General features: G+C 59.3%; 15 protein-coding genes and 2 pseudogenes. All 17 read right to left on the reverse strand.

Annotated elements, in window-relative coordinates:
• Positions 1 to 11 precede the first annotated feature (11 nt).
• Positions 12 to 374, reverse strand: a pseudogene (locus tag L9Z73_RS17405) (MFS transporter); the annotation flags it as partial.
• 103 nt (positions 375 to 477) lie between these two features.
• A complete protein-coding gene (locus L9Z73_RS17410; protein WP_247403331.1) occupies positions 478 to 660 on the reverse strand; it encodes a hypothetical protein in 183 nt (60 codons plus the stop codon).
• A gap of 364 nt (positions 661 to 1,024) precedes the next feature.
• Entirely contained in the window at positions 1,025 to 1,336 is a 312-nt protein-coding gene (locus tag L9Z73_RS17415) for an Mpo1-like protein (RefSeq protein WP_247403333.1), read from the reverse strand.
• 71 nt (positions 1,337 to 1,407) lie between these two features.
• Positions 1,408 to 2,649: an Arm DNA-binding domain-containing protein gene (locus L9Z73_RS17420; RefSeq protein WP_247403334.1), complete on the reverse strand. Its 1,242-nt coding sequence runs from the start codon at positions 2,647 to 2,649 to the stop codon at positions 1,408 to 1,410.
• Between the two features lie 250 nt (positions 2,650 to 2,899).
• Positions 2,900 to 3,361 (reverse strand): hypothetical protein, encoded by a 462-nt coding sequence (locus L9Z73_RS17425; RefSeq protein ID WP_247403337.1) that lies wholly within the window; start codon positions 3,359 to 3,361, stop codon positions 2,900 to 2,902.
• Between the two features lie 49 nt (positions 3,362 to 3,410).
• Positions 3,411 to 3,695, reverse strand: a complete 285-nt coding sequence (locus L9Z73_RS17430) for a hypothetical protein (RefSeq protein ID WP_128593491.1) — start codon at positions 3,693 to 3,695, stop codon at positions 3,411 to 3,413.
• Positions 3,696 to 3,744: 49 nt separating this feature from the next.
• Entirely contained in the window at positions 3,745 to 4,080 is a 336-nt protein-coding gene (locus tag L9Z73_RS17435) for a hypothetical protein (protein WP_247403338.1), read from the reverse strand.
• Positions 4,081 to 4,125: 45 nt separating this feature from the next.
• Positions 4,126 to 4,866, reverse strand: coding sequence for a hypothetical protein (locus tag L9Z73_RS17440; protein WP_177031736.1), 741 nt, complete (start codon positions 4,864 to 4,866; stop codon positions 4,126 to 4,128).
• 66 nt (positions 4,867 to 4,932) lie between these two features.
• Positions 4,933 to 5,601, reverse strand: coding sequence for a hypothetical protein (locus tag L9Z73_RS17445; protein WP_247403340.1), 669 nt, complete (start codon positions 5,599 to 5,601; stop codon positions 4,933 to 4,935).
• A 45-nt stretch (positions 5,602 to 5,646) separates the two neighbouring features.
• The gene (locus L9Z73_RS17450) at positions 5,647 to 7,236 is read right to left on the reverse strand and encodes a DNA cytosine methyltransferase (protein WP_247403342.1); all 1,590 of its coding nucleotides are present in this window, start codon (positions 7,234 to 7,236) and stop codon (positions 5,647 to 5,649) included.
• Positions 7,237 to 7,294: 58 nt separating this feature from the next.
• Positions 7,295 to 7,780 carry a hypothetical protein gene (locus L9Z73_RS17455; protein ID WP_247403343.1) on the reverse strand — a complete coding sequence of 162 codons (486 nt, stop codon included), beginning with the start codon at positions 7,778 to 7,780 and terminating at the stop codon, positions 7,295 to 7,297.
• Between the two features lie 69 nt (positions 7,781 to 7,849).
• Positions 7,850 to 8,320 carry a hypothetical protein gene (locus tag L9Z73_RS17460; protein WP_247403344.1) on the reverse strand — a complete coding sequence of 157 codons (471 nt, stop codon included), beginning with the start codon at positions 8,318 to 8,320 and terminating at the stop codon, positions 7,850 to 7,852.
• A complete protein-coding gene (locus L9Z73_RS17465; RefSeq protein WP_247403347.1) occupies positions 8,317 to 8,562 on the reverse strand; it encodes a hypothetical protein in 246 nt (81 codons plus the stop codon). Before L9Z73_RS17465 ends, L9Z73_RS17460 begins: the two co-directional genes overlap by 4 nt.
• A gap of 69 nt (positions 8,563 to 8,631) precedes the next feature.
• Positions 8,632 to 9,285, reverse strand: a complete 654-nt coding sequence (locus L9Z73_RS17470) for a hypothetical protein (RefSeq protein ID WP_177033761.1) — start codon at positions 9,283 to 9,285, stop codon at positions 8,632 to 8,634.
• A 12-nt stretch (positions 9,286 to 9,297) separates the two neighbouring features.
• Positions 9,298 to 9,945, reverse strand: a complete 648-nt coding sequence (locus tag L9Z73_RS17475; protein ID WP_198865688.1) for an AAA family ATPase — start codon at positions 9,943 to 9,945, stop codon at positions 9,298 to 9,300.
• A 10-nt stretch (positions 9,946 to 9,955) separates the two neighbouring features.
• Positions 9,956 to 10,102 (reverse strand): hypothetical protein, encoded by a 147-nt coding sequence (locus L9Z73_RS17480; RefSeq protein WP_247403349.1) that lies wholly within the window; start codon positions 10,100 to 10,102, stop codon positions 9,956 to 9,958.
• Positions 10,103 to 10,109: 7 nt separating this feature from the next.
• A pseudogene (locus tag L9Z73_RS17485) lies at positions 10,110 to 10,669 on the reverse strand (hypothetical protein); the annotation flags it as partial.

Raw genomic sequence — 10,669 nt, forward strand, 5'->3', positions numbered from 1 at the left:
GCCTATCTTTTACTGCCCAGCACCAGGCGACCGATGAGCAGGCTGCCCAGGCTCAGCGCCGGCAGGCTGGAAAACCACGCCGCGAGCAACATGAACACCCCGCTCAGGCCGCAGCCCGCCAGGCCGATCAGCACGGCGCGCTTGCTACCCAGGTTATCGATGATGCGCCCGGCATACGGGCGGCTCAGCAGGGTGGCGAGGTATTGCACACTGATCACCAGCCCGGCGATCACCGCGCCAAAACCCAGTTCACTGTGGACATAGCCCGGCAACACGGCCAGGGGAATGCCGATATTCAGGTAGCCGATAAAGGTGAACAACACGATGGAAACAACTTGCAGCGTGACCGCCATGGGGCGCTGTGTATCTGGCATGGGAAGGGTCCACTGTCGCAGCAGGTAAAGATAGGCTGCTAATCATACCGATGCTTTGGCCCGCGCAGGGCGGTAAAAAGCCAACGCGCCAATCTAAACGGCGTCAGGACCGGGCAGGGGCGAGCAATTGCGTGGTGACCAGGGCGGCCAAGGCGTTTTCCTGGGTGCCGAAGCGCTTGAGCAGGATGGCTTGTTTGTCCGCGCTGAGGCGGTTCCAAACGTCGACCATCTGCAGGGCAGTGTCGAGTACGGCGGTGTCGGGGCGATCGGGGTGGTTATCGGTCATGGCGGGTATCTCGGCAAATTCAGGCAGTGTGGAAAGCGCTCAAAGCTGCGCTTTCCACACGGTCTGGTACAGCGTCAGTCCTGGCTTTTGCGGTCGACTGGTTTTGCTTCTTTGGCCTCAGGCTGCTTGGCGCTGGCCTGCTGCGGTGCGTGCTGCTCTGTTGGGTGCAGGCTTGGGAAGGGGAGATTAGGTATCTCGTGCATCGTCGTCGCTCCTTGCAAAGTCTGTTTTTTTCAATCGCAGGTGATTCCGCGCTCTCAAAAAGCCTTGGCAGGATACAGCACTGTAAATGACAAAAAGACTTTTATATCGACGAATGGACAAACCTTCAGCGTTCAAGCGCAAGTGACAAGACGTCACACCGCTAGAACGGCACCTTCCCCAGGATCATGTCGCGGTACATCACGAAATCCCCCAGCAGGCTGTAGAACGGATGCTGAAAGGTCGCCGGGCGGTTCTTTTCGAAGAAGAAGTGACCCACCCAGGCGAAGCCGTAGCCGGCGATGGGCACCGCGAGCAGCAGGCCGAGAGCGCCTTTGCCCAGGGCATACGCCAAAAGCCCAATCACCAGCGTGGTGCCGATAAAGTGCAGGCGCCGGCAGGTGCTGTTGCCATGTTCCTTCAGGTAGTACGGGTAAAACTCGGCGAAGCTATTGAATCGCTTGATGTTTTCCACGGCAGCGGGCCCTTTGATTGTTATGCCGTCGAACAGTTGTTCGGCGGGGAGCTTATTTGAGTCTAGAGTGATCAGTGGTAACAGCCAGTGACATTAGATGCCACTTTAGTATCCTTGGTCGCAGTCGCGTAAATTGCGGCCTGTAGAGGTGATGTTGTCATAACCTTGGCATTAGCTCCGAAAAGAGCCTCTGCCTTGCTGCCTGCCCCGGTGTCCGCCGAAGGCATCCAGCGACCATAAATCCTTGCGATCATGGTCCAATCTTTGTGCCCCATCTGACTCGCCACCCACATCGGATGCTCTCCGGCAGAAAGCATCATTGACGCGTAGGTATGGCGAGTTTGGTACGGTCTGCGGTAGCGGACTCCTGACTTCTTCATCGCTGGAAGCCATAGCAACTTTCGAATGCGGCCCGACTCTTCCCATGGCTCGCCACTATGCGGGTTCAAAAATATCCTTCCCCCCGCCAAAAATGTCAGAGCCTTCTGCTGGGTCAGTGCATCCAGGGCAGGCTTCAGCAATTTCACCGTCCGACGGCCGCTCGCGGTTTTCGGTGTCTCCGGCGAATTCGCCGCTCGCGTTTTGGCGCGAACAATGCGAACCGATCCGCCAATCCAATCGACATCCCCCCACTCCAAAGCAATAAGCTCGCTCGGGCGAAGGCCTGTCCAGAACGAGAAGATCATCTGCGCGCGCTGATCACGTGGTGTCGCAGCCAGAAGAGCTTCCTGTTCTTCGACGGTGAACGGATCGACATCATCGTCCTCCTTGAGCTCTTCCCGGTTTTTGTAGTTCCACCCGACCATCGGGTTGATCTCCAAGATCTCGTCTTCTACCGCATCATCAAGAGACGACCGCAAGCAGCTCTGCAGGTTGGTCATCGTCTTGTTGCCAACCTTGTACTGCGAGAGCCGGTCCCTGACGTGCTTTCGGGAAAGCTCTCCCAATGAAAGGTGGCCGAACATCGGGATCAGCCGCCCTGCGATCATCTCCCGGTAGTGCTCGGCCGTGCTGGATTTGAGTTGAGCCTTTTTCTTATCCAGCCACTCAAGCAGGTAAACCCCCAGATTCTGCCGATCCTCCGGCGTTTTGAAAGCCAGGGCCTTCTTTGAATTTGGGAATGTCTTGGCGTAATCAAATGTGCCGCCGAGGATGGCGTGTTCAATTGCGGCCTTATGTAGCTCGGCCTTTTTCAGGTTAGCGGTGGTGGGCTTGAGTTGGACCCTCTCCCGGCACCGGACGCCTTGGTATTGGAATGTGATCTCGATACTACTTGCAGACGCGGCGCGGACGCCTCCCCCATCTCTACCCATGAGTAATACCCCTCAACATCTATAAGTACCCGACCGTCCGGCGCTTTCTTCCAGACGGCGTGCTTCGGCCAAATGCCGTCACGGATTTTGGTTCGGATGGCATCCGGTGTATAGCCAGACTCTCGCGAGAATTGCTCGACGGTCTTGTATCTGACTGGCCCGCTCATAGCTCGCTCCCACAGCCCATTCCGGGCCGTGCTGAATTGATGGTCATTTGGTGTACTTGCCGCGCTGGGCGGCAGAAGGTGGGTTAGCGGGTGGCTTTGGCGATTACTGCTTCGGCGTGGGCAAGGGCTGCGCGGTACTTATCGAGCCTGGCTGCGCCGAGTTTCGCCAGGCCTACCAAGTTGGATAGGCTTTCGAGCAGCTCTTCCTGCATCGCACGCTCCTCCCGGGCGATATCCCAGAAGCGCTGGCCCCAGTGATCTGCCGGCGGCGGGTTGGTGTTTTGGGCGCCGAAGGCAAGAGCCCCGAAAATCGTGTCGCACAGATCGCGCTTGTAGGCGTTGTCGCCGTCGATGCTCAGCCCGCGCCGGCGCAGTGCGCTGACCACCTCGTTTTTATCGAGACCCTGATCTTCAAGGACGATGTCACGCTCTGGCTCGCCCGGGGTGACAATTACCAGGGCCAACTTGACGCCCGGCAGGCAGTACCCGCTGAGTTTGACCAGTGCGTCGTTGGCTGCTTCGTGGAAACGCTGAACTGCTGACATGGGAATTCCTCGCCCGCCGCTCACCGGCAGGCATGTAGGGGGATTGGGGTTAGGCGCCCTTGAACGGGACGACGTTTTCGAGTTCGCGCTTCACGCCACCGGCATCACGGAAGGCTTTCCATTCGGCATGGTGTGCTGGGCAGTAGTCGACGTTCGGCGCGACCTCGGTGGCGTGGAACTCACAGACCGGTCTGTCGCAGGTCTTTCCGTCGCCAACCGGGTAATCACAAAGCTGTGTTCCAACGTCACCGCATTCAGCGCAGTGCGGGCCAAGGTCACCACATAGGTGGCCGGTGGGCTTTCGGTTCTTGTCGTAGATCCGGTAGCACGCCATTACCATGGCATCCTGTAGATGAAGACGTAGGCGAACCGGAGGGTGGCGATCATGGCGTAAGCCTCTTGATCCATTCTTTGAAGCCAGCCAGCACCGGTTGAACGCTCTTCTCGTCGGCCCATCCTGCAAAGCCGATGAACCCATCACTGTTGAATGTCACCGCCTCCCTTGACTCAAAGTAAAAGGCCTTACATCGAAGCTCTGCATAACCGTCTCTGATGGTTGCGCGCTGGCGGCAGCGGAAAGTGTCTTTGAAGCATCCGCTTGCCTTCATCTGGTCATTGATCAGCGTGCGCAGGCGCTGCATGTTTTTTGGGGTGAGCACCGTGTAGTCGAGCTTCGCGCTCTCGAACAGAGCCCGAACCTCATTGCGATTCAGGGGCATGCTGGTTCCTTGCCGCTATAGCGGCTGACTTTGAAGGGGGAGGGGTTACAGAGAGGGGTTGAGGCGTTTCAGCTCGTCGCGGAAGGAATTCCACTCGTGATCAGCATCGCTCAAGTACGGATTGTCCTGGGTAGGCTCACGGCGCTCAGGCAGCACCACCGCTACCGGCGCGGGCTGCTCGGCGTAGAGTGGGATCGAATAACCATTCACAGCAGCCGATGGCGCTCCGCCGAATTTCAGGTTGTGCTGTTTTACCTCATTGGAAATGGTCGCGTGCATCTCAGGTGAGCGCGGGTCCATCCATGCCACCGGCTCGCCCTGGGGCTGGGCGGCTTTGAGTTCTTCAATTTCGGCTATGTGTTCGGCAAAGGTTTCGCGGTGGTGCGCAAGAACCGTATCGTGAGCGGTTTTCCAGTCAATACCAGCGGGCGCATCCAGCAGGGCGCGCAGCTCGCCTTCCAATGAGTACGGATCGGAGTAATTCAATGCTTCAGCGATTCGCTCCAGCAGCTCACGCGGCACGCCGTCAATCGTTTGGTTGGTGGTCATGGCTTGAGCCAGCGCATCGTATTCAGCTTTTCCACCCTCCACTGGGGCGCCGGATACTCGATCCTCGATCATCTTCCAAACAGGCTCAAATTCAGGCCAATCGGACTCAACTACCACCGCCTCGACAGTCGGTATGCCTTCACCGAATATGCAGTTTTTCAGATATTGCATTTGGCTTTCGGTCAATTGGTTGTGCTTGATGACCGTATAACGAACCTCTCGTTTGAACTCACTCATAAATACCTCAGCAAATTAGTTGTGCCAGTGCCAGCAGGCACCAGCATTAGGCGGGGAGTTGGGCTTTCATGGCTTCTTCTCGTAACGGGCGATCATGTCAGCCAAGCTGATGCTCTGGCCCTGTTTGGTATTGATTCGAACGAATACCTTTTTAAAGTCCTCGCGATCTTCTTCAAGGGTGGTGTCATCGCCAACACCCTCTGCCGGCTTGAGTGCGGCGCGCATTCGGGCGCGTAACCTCAGAACAGCGTCTAAGTCCAGCGGCTCACGCCCTACAGCATCCAGCACCTCGCCGACCAACCCCTCCAGCACATCCGCCCGCTCATCCGCTGCGGTCAGGCGCTGTTGCAGGGCCGCGATCTTTTCCCGTCCGGCCGCTTCGCGCGCCAGGAAGATCGAGTAAGCCTCCTGCGAGACGCGCACCGATCGCCCGTCGATTCCGAAGTCCACGCCGGCGGATTCTTCCGGCGCGGCAATATGTGTGTCTGGAGCGGGGGCGGCGGCGAGCATGGCGGCCCAGCACTGTTTCGCGCGGAACGCCGCTTGCTGGCAGCCGCTCATATCTTGGTACTGATCCCAGACGTCTTCATCGGAAAAGCACTCGTTAGGCGCCGACTCGAAGCCGTTTATCACCATGGTTTCGGTCGGTTCAACCGGAACCAGTTTCCATTGATTGAGATCGTGACCGGCGGCTAGGCTCGTTGCCGGGTCAGCGTTTTGGTTTTCTGTAGGCATGGGAAGTCCTTGCCGGGACACGCCCGGGCGGTGGAGTGGGGGAGTTCAGAGTTGTTGCAGAAGGCGCCGGCCGATCCAGCGAACCACGGTGACGGCCTTGGAATTGCCGATCGCTTTGTAGCGGGGGCCGTCCGGGCACAAACCCAAAACCCTTCCGCGCCAAGGGATGCGCGTGTAGTCGTCGGGGAAGCCCTGAAGGCGCTCGCACTCGAGTGGAATGAGGCGGCGGGCGGATGAACCAACCTGAGCTGACGGCATTCCCTGACCTGCTTTGCCGCCGCCACCGCTCAGGGCTCCAGTGATGCCGCCGTCTCCACCCTCGTAGCGCAATTCGGCCCGTGAGTTCTCGGCGAATGCAGCCACAATCGGCTGGCCACGGCCAGTGCCGTCTTCGCTGCCGTCGAAGCCGTCGGCCTTCAACGTATGGGTTATATCGCCGGTGATGCACACGGCCACCTGGCCGCCGGCGTTTGCGTGGCTGCCTGAATGATTCATTGCGCGCAGGGTAGGGGCGATCTCTCCGGCGTCAGCGCCGTGATCCTTGCAGGAGAAAGCCAGTACCGCGTTTTCCTGGCCGTTGTTCCTGCCCAGGGAAAAGGCGAGCTTGTCGCTGACACCAGGGTCTTGTGTGCCGTGAACCACCAGCAGGCCCTGCTCGGCATCCTGATTGGTTGCGCTTCCGGCCGCTTTCCCGTTCGCTTGCAATGTGCCCACCACGACAAGAAGACTTTCCCGACTCTCGTGGTCGCCGTATGGGTTTGTGGTGAGAGGCGCTGAGACTATGAAGGTCTCGGTTTCAGCATCCATCCGTGTGCCGCCAGGATGCGCGCTGAGAGCAGTTGCTACCTCGGTCTGTTCACAGTTGGCGCCGCCTCCAAACGCGGTTGAATGAAGATGGCCAGCTACTGCGTGGTCGACATCGCTACCACCGTCAGTGCTTCTAAGAGTGCCGGCGGGAGCGTCCGCTTTCTCGCCTCGGCGCGGCGCAGTATCCCGGCGCACGCCTTCGCGCTCAAAAAGTACCTCGGCGGGATCGAACCCGTCTCGAGCACTTGCGACAACGAACACACGACGGCGTCGTTGGGCCAGGCCGAAATATTGGGCGTCCAGGACCCGCCACGCGATTGTTCTTTTGGGTCCATACACACAACCAGCGTCCTGCCATTTTTTCCCTGGAGGCTGCAGCTCGCAGTCTTCCCCAGCAAGCGCGCCAAGAAAGCATCCGAAGGCGTTCCCTTTGTCGCTGAGGACGCCGGGGACGTTCTCCCAGACGATGACGCTGGCGGGTTTGCCGTTGATGGCTCGAACATAGTCAACTGCATCTGCAAGCTCCACGTATTTGATGGTGAGGGCGCCGCGCGGGTCGGTGAGGCCTTCGCGCATACCGGCGACAGAAAAGGCTTGGCACGGGGTGCCGCCGACCAGCACGTCCGGCGCCGGGATCTTGCCGGCCAGCACCAGGGCTGCCAGCTTGGTCATGTCACCGTGGTTCGGCACGTCGGGGTAGTGGTGGGCCAGGACCGCCGAGGGGAACGGCTCAATCTCGGCGAACCAGGCGGCGCGCATGCCTAGCGGGTGCCACCCTTGCGTAGCCGCCTCGATGCCGGAGCAAACTGAGCCGTATGTGATTTCCACGGTGTATCTCCAGTCAGGCGCCGCCCTCCGGGTTACCGGATGCAGCGAGTAGGGTGGGTTATTCGTCGCCGTCGTCTTCGGCGTTCATTTGGAGCGATTCGGCAAAACCTGCTTGCCGTAATTTGCGCGCCACGTTTTCTGTTATCTCGTAGCCGTGGGGCTTAATTTCGAATAGAGGGGCGGACTTCTCCGCACCCAACGAGTGGGCATATGCGATCAGTCGCCATATGGTCGCCCGGTCTTTTGTCTCGCCAAGTTCCGCGGTGAGCGCTGCCAGCCGGTCACGCATTCCCTGGCGGAAGTAGTGTCGGATGATGTCGGACGGGCCTTTGACCTTCGGCGGCGCCGGAGGCAGATCCTCGGCCCGGCCATTCAGCACCAGCATTTGCACGACCTCACTGACCTCCTTGATCTCATGCCAAAGCATCAGCTCGTCGAGCATCTGCCGGGTGCCATACGGGACCGTGTGCCGCAACTCCTGCTCGCCCAGTTCCTGCCGCTTCTCGGCCAGCCTGGCTGTTCGTTCTTCCTGGGTCACCGCCATGGCCTACCTCTTCTATTCCGCTGGCCGGCAGTGCGAGCCAGGTTTGACGTTTGCGTTGCTGGGGGCGGGCTATGCGGCGCATGAATCGACCTTCACCTGGTGCCAGGCGCCGACCGCTTCGAAGATCCGCGCAGCGTGCGCCTCATCCAGCGACATCGCTTCAGGAATGGCGATCCAGCCCGAAGCCACTATCTGGCCTTGATTGGCCTCGTCGCGCAGCTTCTTGTAGTAATGCTCGATCACGTCTTCCAGGTGGTCGGAGAGGTAGACGCCATCGGGTGCCACCTCCACCGACTTGCTGTAGCGGTCGCCGCGGGCGTCGATGCAAAGCGCGCTGAGGTAGATCGTCCACCGGTGGGGAATGCCGCAGACGGCCTGGCCAATCTTCCCCGGCGCGATATTCTTCAGCGACTTGTAATTGATCATGCCCTGGCGGCCGCTGGGGTCTATGTTGACCACAGCGACGTGGTTGGATGCCAGCAGTGAGCGGCATGACCGGTCAATGCGTGCCTTGAGGTTATGCGGCTTGCGCTTGCTCATAAGGCCTCCGCGAGTTTGCGCAGCGCGTTGCGCTCGGCCCTTGAAATCGGAGGCTTGCGGCGCTTGAGGATGGTGTCGGGATCGATCTTCGCGGAACGCTTCGGCGGTAGCGGGTTGCGCGGCGGGCTTGGCAAGTGCGCTACGGCACCGCCTGCGGCCAGGAACTGCGCGGTACGCTCCGATATTGAGTAGGCGTCCTGGCGGTGCTGCTCGACCAGGCTTAGGTGGTTGCTGACATACATGACGACCTCATTTCTAGCTAGAAAGAAAAGAGGCGCTAATCAGCGCCCCTAAGTCAGTTCTTGATGCGATCAATCAAAAGGGATGTCATCCCAGTCTTGCGGTGGCTGATCATCAGTCCCGTGGTTATCTGCCGAGTAGGCCTGGCCCTGGCTGCCCTTTGGCCGCCGATCAACGACTGGCTTCTTTGCGATCTGCTGGACCATTTTTTCGAGCTTGGCCGGTGTAGTGCAGCGCGGGTCCAGGATCTCAGATGCAGTCTTTTCTGACTCTGCGCTGAACGGTGCGAAGATTACGGGGCGCTCCATGCCGGTCGTACTGTTCTTTTCGATTTCCATTTGCAGCAGCAGGCCAATCGGCTTGCCGATGAACTCGGCGAAACTCGGGACAGTTACCTTCACGCGCGCACCGGCATCTTTGTCCCACTTCTCGACCTCCATCGGCTTTGGGGAAGCCACGGTGCGAAGCTGCATGCATGCCATGATCGCGTTAAGCAGCGCGTGACCGCCTTCGTTACGCTTGCCATGCTGGTAGGACAGGTTTAGGTAGAACTGAGCCTCAGCGCTGTCTCTGGACTTGAAAGTGAAGCCGATACCAGTTGACCCGGTATCGGCCTTTTCCATGTACTCGGCGCGATTGAAAGCGCCGATATACTTCCCTGCCTCGTCGATGAATGCCGATTTGTTGTCGGCAGAGCGCGCCGCATTTGCGTCTAGATTGAACATTATGGGTTTTCCTTATGCGGCCTGGATGGCCTCGGTTGGCTTGATGTCGTAGTACTCGACAATCGCCGCATCGACTGCGGCAAGGTCGTTTTCAATGAAGTTGTCGTCGAACATGCCCATCGGTGCCTTGGTCGTATCTGCGCCGTTATTGCGAGTGCTGAATAGGTGCTGGCCGTCTTGAACAACGGCCCGCAGGACGATGGTTACCATCCCTTCCAGGGTGATCTTCTCGTCTAGCATCTTGCCGATCGTCTTCATCTTGATCTGGCCGGCATCCGTTTCCTCGGTGTGACTCAGGATGTAGACGCGGACATCGCCAGGCAGGCGCAGGAGAGCTTCGAAGATGTTCCAGGTGTGCCGGCCGATCTCAGTGAACTTGTCGAACCCCTTTTCCTCGCTCCTGCGCATGAACTCGTTTGCAAGGATGTACTGGAAGTCGTCGATCACGATGATCTTGCGGTCGTGTTTCGTGGCTTGGACGCATCGGCCTATGACCTTCTGCCAATCGTCCGTCACGTATGGCTTCCAGGCCTTGGCACCCTTAAACGGCAACGGCTTTGGGATCACTTGGATCAGGGCAACCGAGGCGGGAGGCAGATTGCGCAGCGATGCACTCTTGCCGCTACCTGATTTGCCCAGGATGAGCGTTACGGTTGCCATGGCGGCTACCTCAGTTTGGTTGGTTATCCCACTGCCGCTGGATGCGGCGGGCTTCGTCTTTGTACTCTTTGCGCTGTTCGCCGGTGAATCGATCAGGCGAGAAGGCGCCGACCATCATCCAGTCGAACTGCGCGGCCAGTTTTGGAGATGTACTCATGGTTGCCTCAGTAGGCGATGGATACGGATGGGATCTTGCGTTGGGCGATCAGCGTGACCGCCTGCTTGGCGCAAGCCTCTGGCATACCGGCAGCAATGAATGCTTCCAGCGCGGCGCGATTGATCTTTCCTTGGTGAGCCTTGTCGGCCTCGCGGGCTGCTGACTGGCGCAGGATTTCGTCTGCTGCTGCATCAGCGCGGGCCTTCTCGTCCAGGCGAGCCTGCTCAACGGCTTTTTTCTGGTCTTCGATACCTTGCAAGCGCTCACGCTCGGCCCGCTGCTCGGATTCGATCTGCTCGCGCCTGGACTGCTCTGCCTTGCGCTCCGACTCGGCGGCGGCCAGCTTCAGGTCGTTCTCGCGCTTTTCGGCGGCGGCTTTCTCGTCCGCTACCCGCTGCGCTTCTGCATCCCGGTCGCGCTGCGCCTTCTGCTCGGCCTCGATACGAGCCTTGTCAGCCGCTTCCTGTGCGATGCGTGTTTCGCGGTCTTTCTGCTCCTGCGCCTCCTTCTCCGCGCGCAGCTTGATCAGCTCCGCCTGTTCCGCCTCGACCTTCTCTTGGTCTTCCA

Source organism: Pseudomonas emilianonis (assembly GCF_023072625.1).
GTDB lineage: Bacteria > Pseudomonadota > Gammaproteobacteria > Pseudomonadales > Pseudomonadaceae > Aquipseudomonas > Aquipseudomonas paraveronii.

Excerpts from the sequence above, each read along its gene's own strand:
- L9Z73_RS17410 (WP_247403331.1), bottom strand. The coding sequence starts at position 660 with ATGACCGATAACCACCCCGATCGCCCCGACACCGCCGTACTCGACACT.
- L9Z73_RS17420 (WP_247403334.1), bottom strand. The coding sequence starts at position 2,649 with ATGGGTAGAGATGGGGGAGGCGTCCGCGCCGCGTCTGCAAGTAGTATC.
- L9Z73_RS17425 (WP_247403337.1), bottom strand. The coding sequence starts at position 3,361 with ATGTCAGCAGTTCAGCGTTTCCACGAAGCAGCCAACGACGCACTGGTC.
- L9Z73_RS17430 (WP_128593491.1), bottom strand. The coding sequence starts at position 3,695 with ATGGCGTGCTACCGGATCTACGACAAGAACCGAAAGCCCACCGGCCAC.
- L9Z73_RS17435 (WP_247403338.1), bottom strand. The coding sequence starts at position 4,080 with ATGCCCCTGAATCGCAATGAGGTTCGGGCTCTGTTCGAGAGCGCGAAG.
- L9Z73_RS17440 (WP_177031736.1), bottom strand. The coding sequence starts at position 4,866 with ATGAGTGAGTTCAAACGAGAGGTTCGTTATACGGTCATCAAGCACAAC.
- L9Z73_RS17445 (WP_247403340.1), bottom strand. The coding sequence starts at position 5,601 with ATGCCTACAGAAAACCAAAACGCTGACCCGGCAACGAGCCTAGCCGCC.
- L9Z73_RS17455 (WP_247403343.1), bottom strand. The coding sequence starts at position 7,780 with ATGGCGGTGACCCAGGAAGAACGAACAGCCAGGCTGGCCGAGAAGCGG.
- L9Z73_RS17460 (WP_247403344.1), bottom strand. The coding sequence starts at position 8,320 with ATGAGCAAGCGCAAGCCGCATAACCTCAAGGCACGCATTGACCGGTCA.
- L9Z73_RS17465 (WP_247403347.1), bottom strand. The coding sequence starts at position 8,562 with ATGTATGTCAGCAACCACCTAAGCCTGGTCGAGCAGCACCGCCAGGAC.
- L9Z73_RS17470 (WP_177033761.1), bottom strand. The coding sequence starts at position 9,285 with ATGTTCAATCTAGACGCAAATGCGGCGCGCTCTGCCGACAACAAATCG.
- L9Z73_RS17475 (WP_198865688.1), bottom strand. The coding sequence starts at position 9,945 with ATGGCAACCGTAACGCTCATCCTGGGCAAATCAGGTAGCGGCAAGAGT.
- L9Z73_RS17480 (WP_247403349.1), bottom strand. The coding sequence starts at position 10,102 with ATGAGTACATCTCCAAAACTGGCCGCGCAGTTCGACTGGATGATGGTC.